Annotated in this window: 24 protein-coding genes; 9 read left to right on the plus strand and 15 right to left on the minus strand. The window is 56.6% G+C overall.

What is annotated here, in order from left to right; translation table 11 throughout:
- Position 1: 1 nt before the first annotated feature.
- Entirely contained in the window at positions 2 to 802 is an 801-nt protein-coding gene (locus E1180_RS11165; RefSeq protein ID WP_155191252.1) for a dimethylarginine dimethylaminohydrolase family protein, read from the plus strand.
- Positions 803 to 824: 22 nt separating this feature from the next.
- Here the strand turns inward: E1180_RS11165 and E1180_RS11170 are convergent, their stop codons facing one another.
- Entirely contained in the window at positions 825 to 2,177 is a 1,353-nt protein-coding gene (locus tag E1180_RS11170) for a TIGR03808 family TAT-translocated repetitive protein (protein WP_155191312.1), read from the minus strand.
- Between the two features lie 177 nt (positions 2,178 to 2,354).
- Here E1180_RS11170 and E1180_RS11175 point away from each other — a divergent pair, with 177 nt between their 5' ends.
- Positions 2,355 to 2,642, plus strand: coding sequence for a hypothetical protein (locus tag E1180_RS11175; protein ID WP_155191253.1), 288 nt, complete (start codon positions 2,355 to 2,357; stop codon positions 2,640 to 2,642).
- Between the two features lie 89 nt (positions 2,643 to 2,731).
- Here the strand turns inward: E1180_RS11175 and E1180_RS11180 are convergent, their stop codons facing one another.
- Entirely contained in the window at positions 2,732 to 3,205 is a 474-nt protein-coding gene (locus E1180_RS11180) for a YHS domain-containing (seleno)protein (protein WP_155191254.1), read from the minus strand.
- Positions 3,206 to 3,495: 290 nt separating this feature from the next.
- Here E1180_RS11180 and E1180_RS11185 point away from each other — a divergent pair, with 290 nt between their 5' ends.
- The gene (locus E1180_RS11185; protein ID WP_155191255.1) at positions 3,496 to 4,119 is read left to right on the plus strand and encodes a TetR/AcrR family transcriptional regulator; all 624 of its coding nucleotides are present in this window, start codon (positions 3,496 to 3,498) and stop codon (positions 4,117 to 4,119) included.
- On the opposite strand, the gene E1180_RS11190 is transcribed toward E1180_RS11185, so the two are convergent.
- A complete protein-coding gene (locus E1180_RS11190) occupies positions 4,082 to 4,696 on the minus strand; it encodes a pyroglutamyl-peptidase I (RefSeq protein WP_155191256.1) in 615 nt (204 codons plus the stop codon). The genes E1180_RS11185 and E1180_RS11190 overlap by 38 nt on opposite strands.
- Positions 4,693 to 5,691, minus strand: coding sequence for a methylmalonyl Co-A mutase-associated GTPase MeaB (gene meaB / locus E1180_RS11195; protein WP_155191257.1), 999 nt, complete (start codon positions 5,689 to 5,691; stop codon positions 4,693 to 4,695). The genes E1180_RS11190 and meaB overlap by 4 nt, the downstream gene beginning before the upstream one ends.
- A 148-nt stretch (positions 5,692 to 5,839) precedes the next feature.
- Between meaB and E1180_RS11200 the strand changes: the two genes are divergently transcribed.
- A complete protein-coding gene (locus E1180_RS11200) occupies positions 5,840 to 6,877 on the plus strand; it encodes a phytanoyl-CoA dioxygenase family protein (RefSeq protein WP_155191258.1) in 1,038 nt (345 codons plus the stop codon).
- A 21-nt stretch (positions 6,878 to 6,898) separates the two neighbouring features.
- On the opposite strand, the gene E1180_RS11205 is transcribed toward E1180_RS11200, so the two are convergent.
- From E1180_RS11205 to E1180_RS11225, 5 genes are all read right to left on the minus strand, one after another.
- The gene (locus E1180_RS11205) at positions 6,899 to 7,495 is read right to left on the minus strand and encodes a DUF1131 family protein (RefSeq protein ID WP_155191259.1); all 597 of its coding nucleotides are present in this window, start codon (positions 7,493 to 7,495) and stop codon (positions 6,899 to 6,901) included.
- Between the two features lie 359 nt (positions 7,496 to 7,854).
- Positions 7,855 to 8,436: an LOG family protein gene (locus E1180_RS11210; protein ID WP_155191260.1), complete on the minus strand. Its 582-nt coding sequence runs from the start codon at positions 8,434 to 8,436 to the stop codon at positions 7,855 to 7,857.
- Positions 8,437 to 8,507: 71 nt separating this feature from the next.
- Entirely contained in the window at positions 8,508 to 9,893 is a 1,386-nt protein-coding gene (locus E1180_RS11215) for a dipeptidase (protein ID WP_155191261.1), read from the minus strand.
- A gap of 173 nt (positions 9,894 to 10,066) precedes the next feature.
- Positions 10,067 to 11,032, minus strand: coding sequence for a cation transporter (locus E1180_RS11220; RefSeq protein ID WP_155191262.1), 966 nt, complete (start codon positions 11,030 to 11,032; stop codon positions 10,067 to 10,069).
- Between the two features lie 402 nt (positions 11,033 to 11,434).
- The gene (locus E1180_RS11225) at positions 11,435 to 12,994 is read right to left on the minus strand and encodes a helicase HerA-like domain-containing protein (protein WP_283404350.1); all 1,560 of its coding nucleotides are present in this window, start codon (positions 12,992 to 12,994) and stop codon (positions 11,435 to 11,437) included.
- Positions 12,995 to 13,154: 160 nt separating this feature from the next.
- Between E1180_RS11225 and E1180_RS11230 the strand changes: the two genes are divergently transcribed.
- Complete coding sequence (locus E1180_RS11230; protein ID WP_155191263.1) at positions 13,155 to 13,547, plus strand: DUF2780 domain-containing protein; 393 nt, start codon at positions 13,155 to 13,157, stop codon at positions 13,545 to 13,547.
- 45 nt (positions 13,548 to 13,592) lie between these two features.
- Complete coding sequence (locus E1180_RS11235; protein WP_155191264.1) at positions 13,593 to 14,000, plus strand: DUF4332 domain-containing protein; 408 nt, start codon at positions 13,593 to 13,595, stop codon at positions 13,998 to 14,000.
- An 82-nt stretch (positions 14,001 to 14,082) separates the two neighbouring features.
- On the opposite strand, the gene E1180_RS22455 is transcribed toward E1180_RS11235, so the two are convergent.
- Complete coding sequence (locus tag E1180_RS22455) at positions 14,083 to 14,784, minus strand: helix-turn-helix transcriptional regulator (RefSeq protein ID WP_155191265.1); 702 nt, start codon at positions 14,782 to 14,784, stop codon at positions 14,083 to 14,085.
- A gap of 516 nt (positions 14,785 to 15,300) precedes the next feature.
- On the opposite strand from E1180_RS22455, the gene E1180_RS11245 reads away from it, so the two are divergent.
- The gene (locus E1180_RS11245) at positions 15,301 to 17,136 is read left to right on the plus strand and encodes a methylmalonyl-CoA mutase family protein (protein ID WP_155191266.1); all 1,836 of its coding nucleotides are present in this window, start codon (positions 15,301 to 15,303) and stop codon (positions 17,134 to 17,136) included.
- On the plus strand, positions 17,133 to 19,298 hold the full coding sequence (scpA, locus tag E1180_RS11250) for a methylmalonyl-CoA mutase (RefSeq protein WP_155191267.1): 2,166 nt from the start codon (positions 17,133 to 17,135) through the stop codon (positions 19,296 to 19,298). Before E1180_RS11245 ends, scpA begins: the two co-directional genes overlap by 4 nt.
- Positions 19,299 to 19,336: 38 nt before the next feature.
- Here scpA and E1180_RS11255 read toward each other — a convergent pair whose 3' ends face one another.
- The 4 genes from E1180_RS11255 to E1180_RS11270 all read right to left on the minus strand — a co-directional run bounded on the left by E1180_RS11255 (position 19,337) and on the right by E1180_RS11270 (position 21,390).
- Complete coding sequence (locus E1180_RS11255) at positions 19,337 to 19,687, minus strand: hypothetical protein (protein WP_155191268.1); 351 nt, start codon at positions 19,685 to 19,687, stop codon at positions 19,337 to 19,339.
- Positions 19,688 to 19,887: 200 nt separating this feature from the next.
- Complete coding sequence (locus E1180_RS11260) at positions 19,888 to 20,226, minus strand: hypothetical protein (RefSeq protein WP_155191269.1); 339 nt, start codon at positions 20,224 to 20,226, stop codon at positions 19,888 to 19,890.
- 152 nt (positions 20,227 to 20,378) lie between these two features.
- On the minus strand, positions 20,379 to 20,591 hold the full coding sequence (locus tag E1180_RS11265) for a helix-turn-helix domain-containing protein (protein WP_155191270.1): 213 nt from the start codon (positions 20,589 to 20,591) through the stop codon (positions 20,379 to 20,381).
- A gap of 217 nt (positions 20,592 to 20,808) precedes the next feature.
- The gene (locus E1180_RS11270) at positions 20,809 to 21,390 is read right to left on the minus strand and encodes a DUF2975 domain-containing protein (protein WP_155191271.1); all 582 of its coding nucleotides are present in this window, start codon (positions 21,388 to 21,390) and stop codon (positions 20,809 to 20,811) included.
- A 181-nt stretch (positions 21,391 to 21,571) separates the two neighbouring features.
- Here E1180_RS11270 and E1180_RS11275 point away from each other — a divergent pair, with 181 nt between their 5' ends.
- On the plus strand, positions 21,572 to 22,330 hold the full coding sequence (locus tag E1180_RS11275) for an outer membrane protein (protein WP_155191272.1): 759 nt from the start codon (positions 21,572 to 21,574) through the stop codon (positions 22,328 to 22,330).
- A gap of 131 nt (positions 22,331 to 22,461) precedes the next feature.
- Here the strand turns inward: E1180_RS11275 and E1180_RS11280 are convergent, their stop codons facing one another.
- On the minus strand, positions 22,462 to 23,124 hold the full coding sequence (locus E1180_RS11280) for a haloacid dehalogenase type II (RefSeq protein WP_155191273.1): 663 nt from the start codon (positions 23,122 to 23,124) through the stop codon (positions 22,462 to 22,464).
- Positions 23,125 to 23,156 lie beyond the last annotated feature (32 nt).

Below are 23,156 nucleotides of genomic sequence, written 5' to 3' on the forward strand. Positions count from 1 at the left end.
CATGGCACCGCGTTCCGGTCTTTCTTATCGCTTCACCCATGCCATCACCCGCACGCCGGCTGACAGCGTAGCCAACGGACTTCGGGCGGTCGACACGGGCAATCCCGATGGGGCGGCGTTCCGCCGCGAACATGAGCTTTACATCAAGGCATTGCAAGAGGCGGGGATGACCGTCGATGTTCTTCCCAGCCTTGAGGCCTATCCGGACAGTTGCTTCGTCGAGGACCCTGCCTTTTGCTTGCCTGAAGGCGCAATTCAACTGCGCCCGGGAACCCAAAGCCGGGAAGGCGAGGGCCGCGAAATCCGTGCTGCCCTTGAGGCAAGGTTCAGCACGGTTGTGGATTTGCCGGAAGGCGGCCACGTGGATGGCGGTGATGTTCTCACGCTCGATGATGTCATCCTCATCGGGTTGTCAGAGCGCACAGACAGGGCCGGGGCAGAGGCCTTTGCCGCCGTCCTGAAGGAGTGGGGGTATAAGGCCGAGGTGTGCGAGACACCGGCGGGCGTCCTTCATTTCAAGACGGCCTGTTCGACCCTTGGAGAGGGTGTCATTCTTGCGACGAAGGTGATGGCAGAAAGCGGGTTTTTCGGCGATCGCAAAGTGGTGATTGTGCCGGAAGTTGAAGACTATGCGGCTAATGTCATCCGAGTGAACGATGTCGTTCTGGTACCCGAGGGCTATCCCAAAACGCTCGAGGCCATCAAATCCGCTGGGTTCGCGACAAAGGTCGTGCCAACCCATGAAGCGCGCAAGGTTGATGGCGGATTGAGCTGCCTGTCGCTGCGTTTCAGTCTTGGGTGACAGGCTGGCCGGTGCGCAATGCTCAAGCGCTGACCTGGTTGCCGGTGACGGTAAGGTTCGGATAGCCGGATTGGCCGTTTAATTCGTCCGTTGCCTTTTCCAGCCACCGGAAGCCGTTAATGGCGCCCCGTTTCGAGCCTTGCACCACATTGTTTGAAATGACGGCGCTGCCGGTACCGTCCACAACAGAAACAGCAATCCCGTTCCCGCAATCGCGGACGACATTTTGCGAGGCGACAATGTTGCGCATGTAGGGCCCCCATCCAAGCATGAGGCCGAATTTGGGAGCACCTTCAATCACGTTGCCGGTCAGGCTGGTGTCTGCCTCGGCCGCAATACCAATTCCGAATCCGGCAACTTCGGGGGGATAGGGACCCTCGTCCTTGATGTTGCGAATGAGGTTCCCGTTACAAACGGCCAATCTGCCGTCGTCGACGAAGTTGGCGATGGAAATGCCAATCGTTCCGCCATCGACCAGGTTGTTGGAAATAACGGCGCCCTGGAATCCGAACTCCGAATAAATCGCGGTCTCGCCGGATCTCAAACAGGAATTGCCGATGATCTGGACATTTGATCCGGCATTTGAGCGGATGGCGGAAAATGCACAGTCGGCAACACGGTTGTTGGAGACAATGACACCGTCTGCCCGAAATACATTGATTCCGTTGCCATATTGACCCGTTCCGCCGAAACGCGCACCGATCCGCTCGATCCGGTTGCCAGAGACGATTGTACCGTCTTCGCCTTCCCGCCAGCGGTAGATCCAGATGCCCCCATTTGCGCAGTCCGTGACGGTGTTTCCGGTAATCGACAGGCCAGTTGCCTCATTTGACCACAAGGCGGTCTCTGCCGCGCCGGAAATACGGCATTCCGTCACGCGGCCGGAGCAGCGGTCAAGGACAAGCCCGCTTTTGGCTGAGCCGGCGATCTCACAGTTTTCAAGGACAAGATCGCGAACGCCGATGAAGTGGAGCAGCCCCTCGGTAAAATCGCCGATGGACCGGTTCGCGCCGTCAAACGTCACACCGTTGAGGCCGATATTGTTCACACCTTCCGCGCGGATCAGCTGGCCGCCGCCGCCCTCATAGACAAGGCGGGTCCGGCCCGGCACACCCACGATCAATGTGCCTGAGGGAAGCCTGAGATTGGCAACGGGATAGGTTCCGGCGGGCAAAAACAGAGCGCGCCCACGCTCAACGGCGCGATTGACCGCGTTTTGAAATTGCGCGGTCTGATCGCTGCCTGCATTGGGCAGCAGGCCCAGTTCTGCGGAATCAATTGAGCCGCGCAAGTCCGCAATCTTCATTTGAGCCATGGCAGCTGTCCCGGAAAGGCACAAAGCTGTGCCAGCGAGAAACGCCCGTCTGCTGGTCAGGGCGGGCTCAGGACAAATTCTGGCGTCTTTTGGCACGGAACTGCTCCAAAACGGAAAATCGGCTTGTTTCGGAGTTCACAACAGCAAGCGGCGTGCCGAGTTTTGTTGACTATGGCAGTTTTGACGCACTTGGTGCACTTTGATAGTCTATGCCTGTAATGGGTGGAGGATCCAGCGATGATTACCATTCAAGACTGCTTCGGCATGTCCGGCCTCGAGGAGGCAGAAATCCTTGCGCTTGCCGAACATGAGCATATCAGCGAAATCGCAGCCGCGGCCCTGGGCGCCTATCTCCTGCATCAGCCGAAAGGGGCCGACAAGATTGTGCGCATGATCGAGGACGACATTCGTGATGCTCTTGATCGCGGCGACCGAGCCCACGCAAAAGACCTGTTCATGGCGCTCCGGCACTTTCGTCATGAGCATGCCGACGAACTGAGCCGCACGGCGTCATGGCTAAGCTGAAAAAGGCGAGTTGGCCGGATCGTCGACGGTAAATAAAGGAAGGCGGAGATGAAGCCATCTCCGCCTGTCGCAAGGTTTCGTGTAGTATCTTACAGCTCCGACGGATCGACGTTTTCGATTTCAGTCCACTGGTCATCACCCTTAGCAATGAACCCTGCCGTGTCCTTTTTCCAACGCTCCTGGATGCTTTCAGAAAGGTTCAGGTAGAGCTTGCCGTCCACGATTTTCCAAAGATCCGGATCGCCATCGACCTTCACACCCATTGCAGTGCCAAATGCACAAAACCCGCCATATTGCGGCAGATATTTTTCCGGGTTCTGCTCAAAAAGATCTTTGTTATCCTCTGAGGTGAACCGGTAGGTTGCACCATTGTGGACTGATGTGATGGAAAAATCCCCGTCCTCCGGTGCGCCGTTGGTGAAATAGGATACCGGATCAACGCCGCGCAGGGCAAGGCCCGTGACTGTTGCGTTGACATCAACACCTGCAGCGAAGGCGCTGGATACGAGCGTGCCGGCAACAACAGCTGCAGCAACAGTGCCGCGGATCAGATTAGCAAACATGTTTTTTTGAACTCCAAAGAAAGACTGGGTAACCGGCAAGAGTTGTCGTTTGGAAAATAAGGAACCAAATGGTTCCGAATTTGCCAAAAAAATATGCCCTGTCCGGCTGTCCCAGAAGTGGGTACCCGGTTGATCATCTGCAAAGCACGAAGCGGTGAGTGGTTTGTGAGATCGTGAGACCATGCACTCTCAGCATGAATGGGAATGCAGCCTCTGCTCCTCATCATGGTTGCAAACCGCCGGAAAGGTGCCGATGTTTGGTCGGAAGACAGAGGAGACTGATCGCGCCGATGGCAAGACCAAGAGAATTCGAAACCGAAGCAGCACTGGACCGGGCCATGGGCCTGTTCTGGGATCTCGGTTATGAAGAAGCGTCTCTTGCCCGGCTCCTGAAGGCGATGAGGATAACGAGGGGATCGTTCTATAAGGCGTTCAAAGACAAAAAGGCAGTCTATTTTGCAACGCTGGACCGCTATGACCGGCAGGTTGTGTCTTCGACAGTAGCCTTTCTGGGCAACCCCGAAAATGGTTCCGGCCGTGACCGGATCCTCAGCCTTTTGACTAAAATCGCTGACATGGCCGAGGCAGACGGCGACCGGCTTGGCTGCTTTTTGTGTAACGCCATGGCAGGCAAGGCCGCGCAGGGCGGGGAGATCGAACACCGGCTGCAGGCAATGGCCTATCGGCTGGAGGCGGCCTTTCAAAAGGCCCTGGAGGATGACCTGCCCCAATCAGATTGTGAGAGCGCTCGCGCCGGAGAAACAGCGCGGGCTCTGCTTGCGCTGTATTTCGGCATGCGGGTCTTGGGCCGCGCTGGGCTCGCGGGCCGGATGGCGCGGGATTGTGTCGCACAGGCCGACAATCTGATTGCCGGTATTACCGCAAACTGCGCGCCAGCTCCCGCAGCAGACTAACCGCAGCGTTTTCAACCATGGCAAGCGACGGGCGCGGATCTTGTTTCGTCCGGGGCAGCGGAGGGACATGGACGAAAATGCTCGGAATTCCGGAGCCGATGGAGTCCCACAGTGTGGCGTTGCAAAGATAGGTCCCCGCGTTCTGCGATACATTGGTTGCCGCACCTGACTGACGGGCCGCGGTTACCAGATGTCTGGCTGGTAAGGTCGCGGTGCGTGAACGTTCGCCGCTGGGGTCGAGTTCCGGATATCCAGGCCCTTGGCCTGAACTGTCTAGCCTGACCTGAATGGCCTTGTTGACCGCACGGTTTTCAATGTTGATGCTTTTGCGTGTGCCATCGACGCCGAAATGAACAATAGCATCGGGCCGGACTTCACGGCGCAGCGTATCCGTCACCCTTGAGCGGGCCTCCCAGGTCGTTGGCAAAACGTCAAAGTGATAGGCAACGCCATGCTGATGCACACCAAGGCGTTTCGGAAGCCGTTTCATAAGCAGCTGCGTCGGGTTGACAGGTGCTCCGGGAAAAGGGCCGAACCCGGTGACCAGAACTGTCTTTTCAGCGCGTTGTCCGGTCATCCATTCAACCCCATCAAGGTGGTCAGTTCATCTACAGCCACGGAGACGGCCGTTGAGCCGTTACGGACACTGCTTTCCAATGTTTTTAGCCTGTCGGCGGTCGCAGAACTGTTCTTGAGTTCGTGCATGAGCCTTTGCTGCAGCAAGTCCCACATCCAGGCAACTTGCTGGCTGCTGCGTTTTTCCTGCCATTCGCCCGTTGCCTCCATGCGTGACCGGTAGGTGTCCACCTGTTGCCAAAGGGTATCGAGTCCTTCATTGGCAAGTCCAGACACGGTGATGACCGGCGGCGACCACGTTGGGCTTTTGGGCGCGAGGATATGAAGAGCGGCGCGATAATCGGATGCTGCAGAGCGGGCCCGGACGGCGCCGTCGCCATCGGCCTTATTCACGGCGATCATGTCGGCGATCTCCAGCACACCTTTCTTGATGCCCTGCAATTCATCGCCAGCGCCGGGCAGCATGAGCACAAGGAAAAAATCGACCATGTCAGCAACGGTCGTCTCGGATTGGCCGATTCCTACGGTCTCAACCAGGATCACATCGAACCCGGCCGCCTCGCACAGAAGCATGGTTTCCCGTGTCTTGGCCGCAACGCCGCCAAGTGTGCCGGCAGATGGGGAGGGACGGATGAAGGCATTCTTGTCGATGGCAAGACGTGCCATCCGCGTCTTGTCGCCCAGTATGGAGCCGCCCGTGCGGGTGGATGATGGATCCACCGCCAACACCGCCACCTTGTGGCCAGCGGCTGTCAGGTTCGATCCCAAAGTGTCGATGGTGGTCGACTTTCCCACCCCGGGAACGCCGGTGATCCCGATACGAATCGCCTGACCGGTGAGGGGCAAAACCTCCTGGACAAGGCTGCGGGCCAGGGCCCGGTGCTCAGGCTTTTTGGATTCCACCAGCGTTATGGCGCGGGCAAGGGCCGCCCGGTTTCCCGTCGTCAGATCAGTATAGAGTTGGACGGGGTCATGGCGTGGTTTCGGCGTGGTCATACCGACAGGCTTACTTCAGGATTCGGCAAAGGTCACGGTCAACGTTTAGACAAGGGGAGTTGCGCCCGAATGCCGCTTTAGTTGCACCGGCAAACCGGATAAGATCGGGCCAGAGTTCAGGTATTAAATCAGCTGTTCTGGATTGTTTATGTCTCCCGTTTCCTATCTCAAAGCGCCTCTGTGGGTTCTCGGCCTCGCCGGAACCGACAAGTCACCGCGCAAAAATCCGATTCTTGGCAGCAAGACACTGAATACATGGGGGCTTCACAAACACCGGGTCAAAACAGCGGCGGCCATGGCCGCTTGGCGGCGCCAGCAGCTGGGCCGTTATCTTGATCCGGCCGACAAGGCCTTCTTTGATGAAAACGGATACTTTCTGATAAAGAATTTTCTTCCGGATGCGGTTTATGGCCAGCTGAAAGACGAGGTGTTCGGCCAGCCGTTTGAAACACGGGAAATGCGCCAGGGCCAGACAGTCACCCGTATGACGCTCCTGCCGCCCGCCGTGCTCAAGCAGAACGCCGCGCTTCAACAGGCCGTCCAAGATCCGGGGGCTCTCGCCATGATCCGGTATGCGTCCTCCAGAGGGGGGAACCCAGTCAGCTTCATTCAAACGGTTCTCGCAGAACCCCAGAAAATTCAGAAAAAAGATCCCCAGTCGGATGCCCATGCAGACACGTTTCATGCCACATCCAAGGCATGGCTCTTCTTGCAGGATGTTGGCGAGGAGGATGGACCGTTTTTCTTTGTGCCCGGGTCACACAAGCTGACGCCCGAGCGCTTGAACTGGGAATATGAATGCTCTCTGACTGCCGCGAGTGACCCGCGCTCGCACCATGCCAGCGGCTCATTCCGGATAAGAAGAGAGGAATTGTCCGGTCTTGGTCTGCCGCAACCGGTGAAGATGGCCGTTCCGGAAAATACGTTGATCGTGGCCGACACCTTCGCCTTTCACGGGCGGACCCCTTCAGCAAAACCAACCGTCCGTTCTGAAATTCACTGGCATATGCGCCGGAATCCGTTCCTGCCTTGGACCGGTCTGGATGTGAAATCGCTGCCCTTTGTGAAAGGGCGTGAAATGCCCCTTTTCATGTCACTGGCCGATTTTGCCGAAGCAAAGTTCAACCAGCGCAATATCTGGCGGCCGGTCGGATCCGTCGACGTGCGTGCACCGGCCCAGATTTAAGGGGACGGTGCAGCGGCTTCGTCAGGATTTCGGTGTCCAGAGGATACGCTGCAATTCCGCATCGAAGAGTTCCTGCGCGACCGGCAAGCGATCAAACGGGCCCTGGTAACCGGGAATGGCGTACACAAGTTCCACATTCGGATGCCCTTGGGACTGGCAAATCGCCATACCGCGCCACAAGTTCCGGCCCACCCGGCAATTGGCCCGGGCTGAACCTATTTCGGCAAATGTCATGCCGATCCGCTCGCCATTCGGTCCTTGGAGATGGTGCGTGACCCCGTGGACCGTCCGTACTTTTCCATCATTTCCCTTGAAGACCTGCAGGACCTGAAAGCCGTCTGTGTTGAAGGCTGCGAGCGCCCATTCAGTATTGTCTTCAACCGCGGTCTGAATGCCCTCTGTGGTGAAGCCGGGCAAGGCGGATTCGATGGCCTTCTGACCGTATTGGGTGTCGTTGGTAATGCCGCCGACCTGATCTTCGGTGATGTGGACCAGAGTGACGTTGGAGGTTCGCGCAAGCTGCGCAGAGGCCGGACTCCGCTCAAGATCAGCACTTGGTGAACAGGCAGAGGCGATTGCCGCCGTCAGAAGAGAAAACGCCAAATATTTCAAACGCATGTACGACACATTATTGATGATTTCCGGGCATGCTCAACGGCATGTTGCTCGGTTGATTTACCAATTATCGATGCCCCTGCAAAGGGTGTGCACAGAGCTTGTGAACAGGTGTGAACCCCTTCCGCAGCGGCGTGCTGGGTTTGCAGCACATACGGGACTCACGTCTCGTCAGACTGCTGACAAACTCTCCGTTCGTCTTCCCGGACGCAGCATCGCTGCGATCCGGGATCGGTGGACCTCGGAAGACTAGTGTAATTATCACATCATTTTTAGTTTTGTGGCTCTTCGATCCCGGTTCGTGCTGCGCTTGACCGGGATGACCGCGGTTGTCTGGAGCTTTGTCATTAAGCTCACGGGACTCACGTCTCGTTCTTCTTGATCCATTTGGGTGTTGAAGGCGGCGTATACGCGATGAACTTTTCGAGCAGCTCTTCCGGTGTTCCGGCGATCTGCGCCATTGCCCGCATCTCCGGTTTTGTGAACCCTTCCGATGTCTGTGTGTCCAGAAAGGCGATAAGCTGATCGTAGTACCCGGTGATGTTCAGAAAGCCGCACGGTTTTTGATGATACCCGAGTTGCCCCCATGTCCATATTTCAAAGATTTCCTCGAGTGTTCCAACACCTCCGGGAAGTGCAATGAAAGCGTCCGACAAGTCCGCCATCATTGCTTTGCGCTCGTGCATGGAGCCAACGAGATGGAGCTCGGTCAAACCGGTATGTGCAATTTCTTTTTCCTCAAGGGCTTTCGGGAGGACACCGATAACCTCTCCGCCTGCCGCCAGCGCGCTGTCCGCGACCGCCCCCATCAGGCCGACATTGGCGCCGCCATAGACGAGCCGGTAGCCAGCGGACGCAATTCTTGCACCGGTCTCCCGGGCGGCGGCTTCATAATGAGGCTTGGTTCCGAAACTGGAGCCACAAAACACACAGACGGATTTCATGAACTTCTCCGTAAAAGACCCGATGAATGGTCGGCCCGGTTTGCGGTTATGCAGTCCGGGCCTGGGGCGTTCTATTTCGCCAATTCATCCAGTACACGCGCCCACGAGCGGATGCCTTTGTGAAAACTGGTCAGGTTGTACTTTTCGTTGGGGGAGTGGATTTGGTCGTCTTCAAGCCCAAACCCGATCATCATGGAATCCATTCCAAGCATCCGCTTGAAGTCTCCGACAATCGGGATCGATCCGCCCATGCCGACCAGCGCAGCATCCTTGCCCCATTCGGCTTTCAGCGCTGTTTTGCCCTTCTCTAGAACGGGCATTGCAAAGTCCAGACGCAGGGCAGGACTGCCCTCCTTTGCGATGAATTCAACCGAGCAATCTTCAGGGATCTTCGATTTTACATAGTTCCGGAAAGCCTCCTGGATCTTGTCCGGATCCTGATCTCCAACAAGGCGGAAGGTGAACTTCGCATGGGCTTCTGCCGGAATGACGGTTTTGCTGCCAGCGCCCTGATAGCCGCCCCACATGCCGTTCACTTCCACGGTCGGGCGCGTCCAAAGATGCTCAAGCGGGGTCCGGTCGTTTTCGCCGCGCGGATACTTCAATCCGACTTCGCCAAGAAACTCCTCGACGGAAAAGCCAAGCGTATTCCACATGGCCATAACGTCTTCCGGAACCTCGATCACACCGTCATAGAAGCCGGGCAGGGTGATCTTGCCGTTCTCGTCATGAAGGCCAGCGATGATCGAGGCAACGATGTGGTTCGGGTTCTGTGCGGATCCGCCATAGGATCCGGAGTGAAGGTCCCGGCTCGCTGCCTTTACGATGATTTCATCGCCGACCATGCCGCGCAGCATGACGGATATCGCAGGCGTTTCCGGATCCCACATGCCGGTGTCACACACGAGGGCCAAGTCGCAGGAGAGCTCTTCCTTGTTGGCTTCCAGGAATGGGTGAAGGGACGGGGAACCGGATTCTTCCTCGCCCTCAAACAGGATGGAGACATCGATTGGAAGGTCGCCGGTTTCTTCGATGAAGGCCCGGGCCGCCTCTACAAAGGTCATGAGCTGGCCTTTGTCGTCCGCAGCTCCGCGCGCAACGATGATCTTGGTGCCGTCTTCCTTGGTCTTCAGGCTCGGCTCGAATGGATCCTGGTGCCAAAGTTCCAGTGGGTCGACCGGCTGTACGTCATAGTGGCCATAGAAGAGAACATGAGGTCCGGGCTTTCCGGACTTGCGATGACCGACAACCATTGGGTGCCCGGATGTGTCTCGGACACTGGCTTCGATGCCGATTGCCGTCAGTTCTTTCGCCAGCCACTCGGCGGCCTCCCGGCAGGGTGCCTTGAATGCCGGATCGGTTGAGATGCTCTTGATTTTCAATAGGTCAAACAACCGGCCCAGGCTGTCATCGAGATTGGAATCAATGCGTGACAAGACCTTTTCGATGGAACTCATAACGGATCCTTGAAACGTGATTGGGGTGGTCGGGAGGGTGCAGCCGCTTCCCGTCAGAAGCGCTTAAAAGGCCACAAGATTCAGTTGAGTGCAATTTGTTTTGGTTCAATTTGCCATCGGTGGGCTGGAACCAATTCGCAAGACATGCCGAAAGGCCAGTGTTTTTGCAGGTTCTATGAAACGCCGGTGTTTGTTTCGGTGGCAGCGGGGGGCGCCAGCGCGTCTCTTGCGGTAATCATCACTTCAACCCGGGTCGGCCCGATTACATCTTCGAGGCGGGCGGACAAAAGGTCTTGAAACCGGTCCATCTCAGCGGCTGTGACGGGCTTTTGGGGATTAATGTAAACTGCCGCGAAATGCATGCGGCCGGCCTGAAGCACGGCTGCGCGATGAAACTTGTACCCGTTTTCCTTCGCAAGTTTGCGTGCGATCCGCGAAGCTTTTCCGACCGTTGTGCCAGGGGCGCTGACGCCCGCAAGATCGGCAAGCGTGCTGCGGAACGATCCCAGCGGCTGCCAGATGATGGCGAGAATCAGGACCAGAACAATCACAGCGTCGCCGATGGGAACAAATGGCCCGAGCGGCGTGCCGGTCAGAAAGGGGAGCGACAGGAGCGCGGCACCTGACCCCAGGCTCAAGGCGCCATCAATCAGGGCGGCGCGCGCTTCCATTTTCAAAACGGCGCTTCGCTTGCCTGATTTGCGGTAGGCGCGATGGTAGTTGAAGGCCAGCGCCAGACAAATGATGATAATAGTGACTGCATAGACAGCAATCGGGCCGAAAACCAGTTCCGGCACTTCGCCGCCGGCCGCAAATGTCCAGATCTTGCTGCCCGCAATGATGGCGGCGAAGATCAGAACGCCGATCAGGATCAGACTGCGGAAGGTGACATACAGCACCTCGTCAAAGTCATGCCCCCAAGGCCGGCTGCGGGTTGGAGGCAATCCGACACGCGCACCGATCCGGGCTGCGGCGATCGCCGAAATAAAATTCACGGCCGAATATAGACCGTCTACCAGCATGGCATCCGAACGTGACAGCCAGGCCGTCAGGAAGCCGGCAACAGCCATCACCAGATTGGCCCATTTTCCGGCGTTCAGCGCGCGTTTTTCAATGTTCAAAGCCGGGGTGTCGGTCATTGCGCCGCCAGTCACCTCAAACTGAATGCCGCCGGAAGTCCTGCCAGCTGATCTCGTGTGGTCTTCAAATTTGGATTTCCTTCGGGACTTTTCCTAGCGCGGAAGCATTGCTCGTCATTTGAAACCGGGAGAGGCTCTAGGGTCAGGACCTATTAAATTTGATGAAATGGCGCAATAAACGGCCAAGAGCAGCAAGGAAGAACGCGCAAGGCGGGCTGGTTGCCCGTCTGAGCGGTTTGACGCAGCAGATCAAAGTCGTTTTTGCGTCCCTTCGCGATAGAGTGAATTTGCCCGGCAACAGTGTTGCAAAACTTCGAAAACCAGAAGGTTTTCTGCAGCTTTGCTCCTCGTATCCGAACAAATTCATCTCTACCATTTCACCTAACTTAATAGGGCCTGACCCTAGTTTCCGCGCTTCAAAGATCCCATCAGCCCGCGGACAAGTGCCCGTCCAAGAGAGGTTCCAAGACTTCTGGCGGCCGATTTCAAGCCAGCTTCCAAGACCGTGTCCCTTTGGCTGCGGCGCCGGGACCGGCGTTCGCGGCTGTCCCGGCGGGACCGGTCGTCCCGTCCAAAATCCGGAAGCTGGAAACCGGAGCGGCCCTTCCTTGGCTCCCCGTGCTTGTCTGCGTATCGGTCTTCCTTGTCCCGGTGTTTTTGCTCGAGCCTCTGGGTTTCGGCAGCCCGGTTCATCAGGATTTCATAGGCAGATGTCCTGTCCTTGGCGCGTTCATAAGTTCCAAAAATCGCACTCGACTGGATAATGCTGCGCCGTTCGGACTGGTTGATGGGGCCAAGCCGCGAACAGGGCGGGCGGATCAAGGTGCGCTGGACAACCGAAGGAATGCCCTTGCCCTCCAGCGTCGAGACCAGCGCTTCGCCCACTCCAAGTTCCGTGATCGTTCGCTCCGTGTCGAGATCCGGATTTGGCCTGAACGTCTCGGCAGCGGCCCTGACAGCCTTCTGGTCTCTTGGGGTAAAGGCTCTGAGCGCGTGCTGGATGCGGTTGCCAAGCTGGGACAGGACCGTTTCGGGGACGTCCAGAGGGTTTTGTGTGACGAAGTAAACGCCGACACCCTTCGACCGGATCAACCGGACGACCTGCTCGATCTTTTCGACCAGGGCTTTGGGGGCATCGGAAAACAAAAGATGTGCTTCATCGAAGAAGAACACCAGCTTGGGTTTGTCGGGGTCCCCCACTTCCGGCAATTCTTCGAACAGCTCTGACAGAAGCCATAGCAGAAACACCGCGTATAGCCGCGGCGAGGTCATGAGCTTGTCGGCAGCCAGAATATTGACCATACCGCGGCCGTCCGGAGCCGTGCGCATAAAATCGCGGATATCGAGCGCTGGTTCGCCGAAGAACTGCTCACCGCCCTGTCTTTCAAGAACGAGAAGACGTCTTTGTATGGCGCCAATGGAGGCCTTGGAGACATTTCCATAGACCGTCGACAGCTCCGAAGACCGTTCCGCGACATGGCTCAGCATGGCCCTGAGGTCCTTGAAATCGAGCAGCAGCAAGCCTTCGTCATCCGCGAGCTCAAAAAGGACGTTCAAAACACCCTCTTGGGTGTCGTTAAGCTCAAGCAGACGGGCGAGGAGAAGGGGGCCTATTTCGGACAGGGTCGTTCTGATCGGATGTCCTTGCTCTCCGAGAAGATCCCAGAACGCTATCGGGAATGCTTCATACTCATATGTTTTCGAGATCCCGACTTCTTTCGCTCTTTCTTCAAGAAAATCCTTATGCGATCCGGCAGCCCCCAGACCGGACAGGTCCCCCTTGATATCGGCACAAAACACCGGGACACCCGCTTTCGAGAAGCCCTCCGCAAGGATTTGAAGGGAGACCGTCTTTCCCGTTCCGGTGGCCCCGGCAATCAGTCCATGCCTGTTCGCCAGCTTCAGCATCAGACTTTCGTCTTTTCCGCTTTTGCCGATAAAAATGCTGTTATCTGCCGTCACTTCATCCCCCGAATCCCATGTCCGGGCCGCAGCTTAACGCAGCCCTGCCGAAAATGCGCGCCTTGGCCAAATAGACCATCGACGGATCGGCGGCAGCCGCATATGAAATGGCCAGTCTGATTGCGCTGGCTGCTGCCGGCTTCCTCATTTGGAGTTCACAATGGAAGAATTGACAAACCGGATTTCAGCGAAAGCCGATATTGCCGCCGATACCGCTGAACAGGCCATCGCCATCATCCTGGAGTTTCTCAAAAAGGAGGGTGGTGAAGAAAAGATGCAGCAGATTTTCGACGCTCTGCCGGGCGCGCAGGCCCTCGTGGAGGCCCGCGAGCAGGCAAAGTCCGGCGGCGGTCTTCTGGGCGGTCTTGGAAACATGATGGGCGGCATGATGGGGGCCATGGCAACCTTGAATGAACTCAAGGGTGTTGGGTTGGACATGGGCGAAATTCAAAGTGTGGTCAAAGAACTGATTTCCTATGCTAAGGAAAAAGCGGGGGACGAAGTTGTTGATGATGTTGTTTCACAGATTCCGGGCCTGAGCCAGATCATCTGAGTGCCCCAGGGTTTGGGTTCCGGACAATACGGGAGTTCGCTGCGCATGTCTTACGCTATTGATGAGATCGAGGGAATTGGTCCAGCTTACGCTGAGAAACTTGGCGAAATCGGCATTAAGACGACTGAGGCGTATCTTGAGCAGGCAAAGGATCCGAAGGGGCGCAAAGCCCTTGAAGAAAAAACCGGTATTGATGGAAAGCGCATTCTGAAATGGGCCAACATGGCGGACTTGATGCGCATCAGTGGTGTGGGGGAAGAGTATTCGGAGCTTCTTGAGGCGGCTGGCGTGGATACGGTCAAGGAGCTGAAGCACAGGAATGCTTCAAACCTTGCGGAAAAGATGAAGGAAGTGAACGAGGAAAAGAAACTTGTTCGCCAGGTTCCCAGCGAAACTCAGGTCACAAAGTGGGTGGATCAAGCCAAAGAGCTTCCTCCGATGATGACCTATTGATTTGGCCTTCGATTAAAAAAAGGCGCGCTTGCGAGCGCGCCTAAATAATTCCCCGGATCGGGAAAATACTCTTCTGCCAGCGTTACACGCTAATTTGACCGTAACGGAGAGCCTCCACGACGGTGTGGGTTTTGTTGGAAGCGTTCAGCTTAACACTGGCATTTTGCAAATGTGCATGGACAGTCCGTTGCGAGATATCCAGCACGTCCGCAATTTCACCGGCCGTCTTACCGTAGGCGGTCAATTCAAGCACTCGGCGCTCGCGCGTCGACAGAGCGCCTGGACGCTGGCCTGATACAACTCCGAGATCGCGCAGGCGGGAGAATGCTGCTGCCGCCAAAGATTCCAGGTTGGAAAGGTCGTACTTGTTGACCTGAAGCGCTGGTCCGCTTGCAAATACGAATGCCTGGAAGGGATACAGTTCGGTCACCGGCACCACCACAATCTGGCTCCCCTCGCCAGCGGATGCCAACAGGTCGGAGTGCTCCATGTCACCTGCCGTGATTGTCCAGACCCTGGCGCGGTTGGAGCCGAGGCCCAGCATAAGTGCGCTGTCATTGGCCGATAGAGACGTGCTCTCGATGCCATCGTTGCGCTGGTCGGGCCAGCGGAACCGCTGAACAAGGTTGTCGATGGGGCGATTGGGCATCGGCAACCCAGTGATAAGGATATGTGTGGCCCCCATCCGCCGAAGGTTTGATTCTAAAATATCCAGAACGTGATGGGCGGCATTGGCTTCCGAGATTGCTCTGAGCTTATTCTTCAATTCGGTCTGATCAAGCATTGTGCACATCCTTTGCAGCTTAAACGCCGCATTTTTGCGAAGACTTCAGACTGTTAGGTCTTCAGCCCGCGCTGATGGGTTAAATCCGCTGTTGGTCTTGGTAATTTGGAACCAATCCCACACCGATTGCCGCGCACTTCTTATGAGGGTAGAAATTCCCATGCGTCAGCTCCATAAAGCTACAATACAATTGATGAAGGTACCAATAGGGAAAACTGGCAAAGTTTGCTCAATGTGCCAGAATGTTGGCAAATAGCCGTATAATTCCGTAAGAAATCAAAAGGACCACTTAGAGCGACAGTCGCCTTAAGCCCTGAGAATATTGGTAATAATTACGATTACTGCCCTTTGTTCGCTCATGAGGCGAGTAGGGCGGTCCAAATCGGAGCATTTGCCGGGAAGGCGCCGTTCCTGCGCGCAGGCCAGCCAACTCGCTACGACGCCCTTTACTCCATCTGCTAAGTTGCTTTGGCCGGAGCGGCCGGACTAAAACAATGCGCAAGGGAGACTATCGCCATGCCGTTGAGCTTTACCGGACCCGACACATTCTACACTGCCAAAGATGAGGATTGGTGGGCCGCAGTTGACGCTGCACTTAAAGGTGCTGCGCGGGACCGGCTTTACACACGAACAGATGACGGTCTTGAGATCGCTCCGCTTTATTCCGGCCGTGCCGACGCGGTGGCCCGGTCACTTCGTCAGCATCACGGCGGCTGGCATATCGTACAGCGCATCGATTTGCCGGACCCGGAAGCCGCCAATCTTCAGATCTTAGAAGATCTGACCGGAGGAGCCAGTGCTCTCGACCTGGTCATAGACGGCGAAGATGAAGCGTCCGGGTACGGCATTCGGTTAGAAAGCGCCTCCGACTGGGCAATCCTTTACAAGGATGTTCAGCCGGACCTGATCGAAACGCGCATTAACTCCGACAAAAACACCCATCATACGGTTTCGCAGTTCTTTAAATACATCGAAACCGCAGGGCTTGATCCGGCGTCGGTCACTGTGACCGCTGCTTATGATCCCAATCAAGGCGATGACCCGGGTACACTGGAAACGATGCCTCAGGTTTTGGCCAGCTTGTGCGAAGCGATCGGTCCTCAGGCGCGGTTGCTAACAGCCGACGGTACCTTTTGGCACAATTCCGGCGCCAGCGAGGCGCAGGAGCTTGCACTTGTTTTGGCCTCCGGCGTTGCGCACTTGCGGATGCTGGAAAAGGCTGGCTTGGCGCCTGAAACCTGGGCTGGCCGTATATCACTTAGCCTTGCTGCCGATGCAGACCAGTTTGGCACCATTTCCAAGGCCCGCGCAGTCCGCAAACTGTGGGCGTCGGTTCTGGCAGGTGCTGGTTTGCCGCAAGACCCTGCCGATCTTCATATGGTGACATCACAGCGCATGCTGACCCGCCGGGACCCGTGGGTGAACCTCTTGCGCAATACGGTTGCTTCTTTTGCAGCTGGTATTGGCGGTGCTGACGGTGTCTGTGTGCTGCCACACACCCAGGCAATCGGCTTGCCGGATGGGTTTGCCCGCCGTCTTGCACGCAACACGCAGTCGATGCTGCTGGAAGAAAGCAGTCTTGCCAAGGTGATGGACCCATCCACAGGGGCTGGTGCGATAGAAGCACGAACAGATCAGTTGTGTGAGTCCGCTTGGGCGTTTTTCCAGGCCATTGAAGCCTCTGGGGGGCTGCTCGAGGCTCGTAAGGCTGGCCTGATCGATGAAAAAATCGCGGAAACGCGGACCAAAACGGCAACCGACATTGCGCGCCGCAAGCGGCCGGTGACGGGTGTCAGCGAGTTTCCAAATCTCGGTGAGAAACCGGTGGCAGTTCTTTCCACCGCAACGCCTGCCGGAACCGGATGGCGCTACGCCGAACCTTTTGAGGCCTTGCGGGATGCGGCGGATGACCGTGAAAGCGTGACGGGCCGGGCGCCCGCTCTCTTTCTTGCAAGCCTTGGTTCCTTGGCACAGTTCACGGCCCGGGCGACCTGGATCGCCAATGCGTTTGCCGCCGGCGGTATTAAGGCAAGTGAGGCGGCTGTTTACAGCTCACTTGGCGACATGATTGAGGCATTCAAAAACAGCGGCGCACGCATTGCCTGTATCGTCTCGTCCGATCCTGTTTATGAGGGCCAGGCGGAAGAGGCTGCCAAGGCCCTGTTGGATGCTGGCGCCGAGCATATCTACCTGGCGGGCAAGCCGGGCGCGCAAGAGGCAGCTTATAAAGCCGCCGGTATTGGGACCTTTGTGTTTGCCGGCTGTGATATACTTGCGCTGCTGCGGGAGACGCATGCCCGGTTGGGGGTTGAAATCGCGCAAGGTGCAGCAGATCTGGAGGACCACGCATGAGCAAGGTTCCAAATTTCTCCAAGGTCCCCTTTCAGGACGCCCTCGGTGCCGCAGGTAAAGTGGATCAGGCACCCTGGACGACGCCTGAGGGGATTGACGTTGCCCCTGTCTATACAGCGGATGACGTTGCCGATCTGAAACACACCGGCACCTGGCCCGGTCTACCACCGTTCATGCGGGGGCCCTATCCAACCATGTATGTCCAGCAGCCCTGGACTGTACGCCAATATGCCGGGTTTTCGACGGCTGAGGATTCAAATGCGTTTTACCGGCGGAACCTTGCTGCTGGGCAAAAGGGCTTGTCTGTCGCCTTCGACCTCGCCACGCACCGGGGCTATGATAGCGATCATCCGCGTGTCTCGGGTGATGTCGGCATGGCCGGTGTTGCGATCGATTCGATCTATGACATGCGCACGCTTTTCTCCGGCATTCCGCTGGACAAGATGAGTGTGTCCATGACCATGAACGGTGCCGTTTTGCCGGTGCTGGCGCTTTACATTGTGGCGGCCGAGGAGCAGGGCGTTGATCAGAAGGATCTTTCCGGAACCATTCAGAATGACATTCTGAAGGAGTTCATGGTCCGCAATACATATATCTATCCTCCGAAGTCGTCGATGAAGATCATCTCCGACATCTTCGCCTACACCTCGCAGAACATGCCGCGGTTCAACTCCATTTCGATTTCCGGCTACCACATGCAGGAAGCGGGCGCGACGGCGGATCTGGAGCTTGCTTATACGATTGCGGACGGCATTGAATATGCCCGCGCCGGTGTGGCCGCCGGCATGGATATTGACCAGTTCGCACCGCGCCTTTCCTTCTTCTGGGCGATCGGCATGAACTTCTTCATGGAAGTCGCCAAGCTGCGCGCTGCCCGGTTGATATGGGCCGTCCTGATGGAGGAGAATTTCCAGCCCAAAAATCCGAAATCCTTGTCGCTGCGCACGCATTCGCAGACTTCGGGATGGTCGCTGACTGCGCAGGATGTGTTCAACAACGTGATCCGCACTTGCGTTGAAGCCATGGCGGCAACGCAGGGCCATACCCAATCCCTACACACGAATGCGCTTGATGAAGCACTGGCATTGCCTACCGATTTTTCTGCCCGAATTGCCCGCAACACCCAGCTTTTCCTGCAGCAGGAAAGCGGAACAACCAAGGTCATCGACCCTTGGGGCGGTTCCTTCTATGTCGAGAAACTGACTGCGGATCTCGCCGAAAAGGCCATGGCCCACATTCGCGAGGTCGAAGACCTTGGCGGTATGGCCAAGGCTATTGAGAAGGGCATTCCGAAGCTCCGGATCGAAGAGGCGGCGGCAAAAACCCAGGCCCGGATCGACAGCGGCGCGCAAACGGTTGTCGGAGTGAACAAGTTCAAGCCGGACAGTGAACAAGCCATCGACGTTCTGAAAGTCGATAACGCAACCGTGCGGGCAGCCCAGATCGACAAGCTGAAACGCCTGCGCGAAGAGCGCAACGAGCCCGAGACCCAAGCCGCACTCGACGCACTCACACAGTGCGCAAAGACCGGGGAGGGCAACCTTCTGGATCTGTCGGTAAAGGCAGCGCGGGCCATGGCGACCGTCGGCGAAATTTCGTTCGCGATGGAAAAGGTCTTCGACCGCCACAAAGCAGAAATCAAATCGATTTCCGGCGTTTACAAGCGGGAGGCTGGCGCAATGTCCGGCACCATCGAAAAGGTTCAAAAACTCGTTGAAGCCTTTGAAGACAACGACGGCCGGCGCCCGCGTCTTCTGGTTGCGAAGATGGGTCAGGATGGCCATGACCGCGGCCAGAAGGTGATCGCGTCCGCCTTTGCCGATCTCGGCTTTGACGTGGACATTGGTCCGTTGTTCCAGACCCCAGAAGAAGCTGCGCGGCAGGCGGTGGAGAACGACGTGCACGTGGTTGGCGTGTCGTCTTTGGCTGCCGGGCACCTGACCTTAGTCCCGGCGCTGAAAGCGGCCTTGGCCGAAGAGGGGCGTGAAGACATCATGATTGTGGTTGGCGGGGTCGTTCCGCCACAGGACTATGATGAGCTGTACAGGTCGGGCGCGGCTGCCATCTTCCCGCCCGGAACGGTAATTGCCGAGGCGGCTGTGGGCCTGATCGGGAAGTTGAACGATCAGCTTGGATACAGTCCTGCGGAAGCCGCAGAATAAAGACCACGTCCCGCTGCAGATTGGCGCAAATGGCGGTGTCAGACAGCTTCTGCTGCGGGGCTTTCCATTTCCTGCTCACCGGGATCAGACAGAGAGTCCGTTGCAAGATGGAGGGGGCGCGGCGTTTCAGCATAACTGAGGCCCAAGTAGTTGCCTTGGCGCCAGTAGATTTTAACCGTTGTAACCGTGACCTCCCGGGTGTCCCAAACCAGAAAGAGGTCCGGCAGTGTCATGTCCTCATCCGGGATCACGGACCCCAGGTCGCCATTTTGCAAATCAAAGAGCGTTGCTTCGGTGATGAGTGTGCCGCGAAGGTCAGTGAAACGTCCCGCTCTCATCCGCGTCCGGTTCGCGGGAATGGGTTTGTCTCCCAGCGCGTGTTCGACCATCTTGATGCGCACCTCTTGCTGACAAAAATTACATTGAATTAATTGTCAGTTAGGTAGCTGCTGGAGCTTACTTGGGGCTGGTTCTGCCGGAAAAATCTGTCCATCACTGGCAAACGCCGGCATGTCGACGTCAATTGTGCTCGCCGGGAGCAGTTTCATGTGTCAGCTATGCTGCTGACAACCTGCTAAATCCGCAATGCTCAGATAATACTTGGGATTTGGCTGAGGTCGGGCCCGAATTTTTTCGCACCAGCCAACAAGATAGGATCGTCGATGTAGGCAGCCCCCAGATGAGGTCCCATGCGCCATTTGATCTGCGCGAGCGTTTGAACCTTGCTTTTGGGGTCTTGAACAAAAAGCGTGTTCGGAACAGGGGTATTGGCTTCGGGCAGCACAATACCAACAAGGCCGTCATCCAGATCATATAAAGTACACTGGGTGAGTTCCGCTTCCTTCAGGTCGAGCAGAAGCCCCTCGCGCAGACGGGTCCGGCTTGCTGGGGCCGGGCGGGCCTCCAAAAGTGTTCTCGGCTTTGCCATCGCTTCTGGCCTCGGCTTTCTTGTGCGCTCTCATTGTCAAAAAGACCAATGAGTCATAAGGCCAAAAACTTTTGCGGATGTTTCGCCGATCATGAAAAGTTTAAATATTTCAAGATTTTCAGGCGTTACCCTAGGTAACGCGATTGCAGCCACTAATCCTTGTCTTCCTGGTAAATCAGGATGTCACCTGGCTGGCACTCCAGCACTTCGCAGATCTTTTCTAGCGTTTCAAACCGGACACCCTTTACTTTGCCCGATTTGAGCAAAGACACATTCTGCTCGGTAATACCGATCCGCTCAGAGAGCTCCTTGGACCGCATTTTCCGGCGGGCAAGCATCACATCCAGTTCAATGATGATCGGCATAATCTAGGGCCCGCCCATTGCTAAGTTCTTGCTTTTTATTATGGGATGGGCGCTTGAACACCCCAAACCGGTCGATGCTGTGCAACGTCCAAGAATCAATTTCCAAGGGTCGCAACGCGCCTCCAAAAGGTCAAGATGCTCTCGTGCCCTGCTCTTCGAGCGCAGGTGTGTGTCATCTGATACGGGTTTCAAGCGGATCATGTCCGGGTCCTGCTGGCTAGACAAACTGACGGTTTTCGTCAGCGATCAGAGCTGCTTCTCTCAAGATCCAGCCGAAGAGCAGCATCAAAGCGCCCAAAAGCAGGATGAAAACCTCCCCGCCATCCAGCGTCACATCAATGGAACGTTCGCCTTTCGGAAGGTCAAAAGTCAGTAATACGGAGCCCACCGGGTCGCTGATGAGATCGAATACGGCAAATCCAATGAGCCAGCTGCCGAAGGAGATAATACTCGCCAGTGTTTTTGGCGAGAAAAATTCCATCTTTTGAAACCGTTTGAACACTTGCCGCAGTTTCCATCCGGCTCCCATCAAAAGAAGGAATGCAACACCGGTCATTGCGGATATGAACAGGCGTTGAAGTTGCGGGATCTCGCCGAGAGGCCTTTCGATATCCGCGATCTCGATTGTTTCTTCAGGGGCGATCATGAGGTCGGCCGGCAGCGCGATGCCGACAATCAAGACGACACCGATCAGAAATATGAGACCGAGCAACACGGTAACCGTCCACTTCATAAAGGCGGAAACGCGCCGGATGCGCACCAACCGTTGTTCCCGTTCCACCCATTCCAACTCACCCATTGCTCGCTCCTGAATTGCCTGTTGCGCGGGGCACCTATAGGGCAATTTTCCTTGGCAAGCAATTTTTTTGATATTGCCATTGACAAAAAAATTATTGCAGGCATTTTCAGAATTATCGTTTTACAATAAAATTTGATCATTGTAGTTCGATGCCATTATTCCCTAGCGAGTGAGAACCTCCATGGTACGTTCTGTTTCCAATAATCTGATTGAGGTGCCGGGCACCCATACCCGGGTCCGCCGGAGTGGACGCGCTTTTGCGCTTCGGTTTCTGCGGTGCCACTGGCTTCTTGAGCCTTTGGTGTTGCTTGCCTTCCTTCTTGTTCTGGTATCCGGAGCAATTGCCGCCGACCTTCCCGATCCCGCGCCGTCCGAATTCGATCCGATCCTTCCACAAGGGGCGATCTGGGCCGGTCCCTATCTTGGGGTTGAAGCTGGTGTGTCCCAAACCGTCACCGACATTGACAGCGGCGGCCGGAAGAAAGACATCTCCAGGGTCGATGCCGCATTTGGCTTGTTCGGCGGTTACAACTGGGAAGTATCCCGGTTTGTGCTGGGTGTCGAAGGCAGTGCCACTTACCTGGGCGCGCGGGAAAAAGGACGCCACCCGACATTGGGTTCGGTGGATACCGGCTCTAAGTGGTCCGCGAGTTTGAAAGCCAGGGCCGGTGTGCCGATCCAGAATGTCATGCCCTACCTGTCACTCGGGATTGCGGCGACGGACCACAGTCTGAAGGCCAACGGCAAGGAACACTCATCCGTCAACATCGGTCCCGTTCTTGGCGGCGGTGTTGAGGTTGCAATCAGGGACAGCTGGCGGGTGCGGGCGGATTACTCCCTGACCGGGATCGTGGACACGCGGGACAGTTACAATGGCACCCGGGCAAAACGCACGGCTGGTAATCACCGGCTTATGATCGGCTTGTCCCGCAGTTTCTAAAGAGGTTTCCGCCTGGACACGCTTGGTGGAGGATTCTGTGTTCAGGCGGATGCCAAACCCGCGCAAATTCCTCTGCTTGTCAGAGAAAGCGCTTTGGGAGAACGGCTTCAGCAACTTGCTGTGCTGAAGCCTTATCCCAGTCCGGGCAGGCCAGTGAGGTCGGCAAGAACGGCCTTGGGGGCAAGGTCGGTATACTCGTCCGGCATACCGGCCCGGTTGATCCACACGGTCCGGCATCCAAACGCCGTTGCGCCCGCGATATCCCAACGGTTTGAGGACTGAAAGGAAATCTCTTCAGGGTATATACGGAAGTGGGTCGTAACCATCTCGTAGACCTGGGGATTTGTCTTGAAGGTTCGCAAACTGTCGACAGAAAAGATCTCGTCAAACAGCTCTGTGAGCCCCGCTGCCTTGGCAGCGGCATCCAGCATTGGCTGGGATCCATTCGACAATATCGCCAGTTTGGCGCCCGCTGCCTTGAGGTCTGTGAGCACGTGAGGGACTTCCGGGTAACAGTCCAACTCCCAATATGCGCTCAAAAGGTCATTCCGCAGCGACTTGTCGGCACCCGGCACGAGCGCGAAGGCCGTATCAAGGCCTTGCTGCGTCAGCTGCCAAAAGTCGAGATAGGTTCCCATCAGCGCACGCACCCAGGAATATTCCAGTTGCTTCTCCCGCCAGATGGAAGACAGCCGTTGGGCATCAGGCCCAAGTTTCTCGGCGTGCTTGCGGACGGCTGCATGGACGTCAAAGAGCGTGCCATAGGCATCAAATACATAAACGGCGTAGGCCATGCAGATCCCCTGAAAATTTCTTGAAACAAGAT

This window comes from Roseibium denhamense, from assembly GCF_009711415.1.
In the GTDB taxonomy this organism is placed as follows: domain Bacteria; phylum Pseudomonadota; class Alphaproteobacteria; order Rhizobiales; family Stappiaceae; genus Roseibium; species Roseibium denhamense.

Excerpts from the sequence above, each read along its gene's own strand:
- E1180_RS11165 (WP_155191252.1), top strand. The coding sequence starts at position 2 with ATGGCACCGCGTTCCGGTCTTTCTTATCGCTTCACCCATGCCATCACC.
- E1180_RS11175 (WP_155191253.1), top strand. The coding sequence starts at position 2,355 with ATGATTACCATTCAAGACTGCTTCGGCATGTCCGGCCTCGAGGAGGCA.
- E1180_RS11180 (WP_155191254.1), bottom strand. The coding sequence starts at position 3,205 with ATGTTTGCTAATCTGATCCGCGGCACTGTTGCTGCAGCTGTTGTTGCC.
- E1180_RS11185 (WP_155191255.1), top strand. The coding sequence starts at position 3,496 with ATGGCAAGACCAAGAGAATTCGAAACCGAAGCAGCACTGGACCGGGCC.
- E1180_RS11190 (WP_155191256.1), bottom strand. The coding sequence starts at position 4,696 with ATGACCGGACAACGCGCTGAAAAGACAGTTCTGGTCACCGGGTTCGGC.
- meaB (WP_155191257.1), bottom strand. The coding sequence starts at position 5,691 with ATGACCACGCCGAAACCACGCCATGACCCCGTCCAACTCTATACTGAT.
- E1180_RS11200 (WP_155191258.1), top strand. The coding sequence starts at position 5,840 with ATGTCTCCCGTTTCCTATCTCAAAGCGCCTCTGTGGGTTCTCGGCCTC.
- E1180_RS11205 (WP_155191259.1), bottom strand. The coding sequence starts at position 7,495 with ATGCGTTTGAAATATTTGGCGTTTTCTCTTCTGACGGCGGCAATCGCC.
- E1180_RS11210 (WP_155191260.1), bottom strand. The coding sequence starts at position 8,436 with ATGAAATCCGTCTGTGTGTTTTGTGGCTCCAGTTTCGGAACCAAGCCT.
- E1180_RS11215 (WP_155191261.1), bottom strand. The coding sequence starts at position 9,893 with ATGAGTTCCATCGAAAAGGTCTTGTCACGCATTGATTCCAATCTCGAT.
- E1180_RS11220 (WP_155191262.1), bottom strand. The coding sequence starts at position 11,032 with ATGACCGACACCCCGGCTTTGAACATTGAAAAACGCGCGCTGAACGCC.
- E1180_RS11230 (WP_155191263.1), top strand. The coding sequence starts at position 13,155 with ATGGAAGAATTGACAAACCGGATTTCAGCGAAAGCCGATATTGCCGCC.
- E1180_RS11235 (WP_155191264.1), top strand. The coding sequence starts at position 13,593 with ATGTCTTACGCTATTGATGAGATCGAGGGAATTGGTCCAGCTTACGCT.
- E1180_RS22455 (WP_155191265.1), bottom strand. The coding sequence starts at position 14,784 with ATGCTTGATCAGACCGAATTGAAGAATAAGCTCAGAGCAATCTCGGAA.
- E1180_RS11245 (WP_155191266.1), top strand. The coding sequence starts at position 15,301 with ATGCCGTTGAGCTTTACCGGACCCGACACATTCTACACTGCCAAAGAT.
- scpA (WP_155191267.1), top strand. The coding sequence starts at position 17,133 with ATGAGCAAGGTTCCAAATTTCTCCAAGGTCCCCTTTCAGGACGCCCTC.
- E1180_RS11255 (WP_155191268.1), bottom strand. The coding sequence starts at position 19,687 with ATGGTCGAACACGCGCTGGGAGACAAACCCATTCCCGCGAACCGGACG.
- E1180_RS11260 (WP_155191269.1), bottom strand. The coding sequence starts at position 20,226 with ATGGCAAAGCCGAGAACACTTTTGGAGGCCCGCCCGGCCCCAGCAAGC.
- E1180_RS11265 (WP_155191270.1), bottom strand. The coding sequence starts at position 20,591 with ATGCCGATCATCATTGAACTGGATGTGATGCTTGCCCGCCGGAAAATG.
- E1180_RS11270 (WP_155191271.1), bottom strand. The coding sequence starts at position 21,390 with ATGGGTGAGTTGGAATGGGTGGAACGGGAACAACGGTTGGTGCGCATC.
- E1180_RS11275 (WP_155191272.1), top strand. The coding sequence starts at position 21,572 with ATGGTACGTTCTGTTTCCAATAATCTGATTGAGGTGCCGGGCACCCAT.
- E1180_RS11280 (WP_155191273.1), bottom strand. The coding sequence starts at position 23,124 with ATGGCCTACGCCGTTTATGTATTTGATGCCTATGGCACGCTCTTTGAC.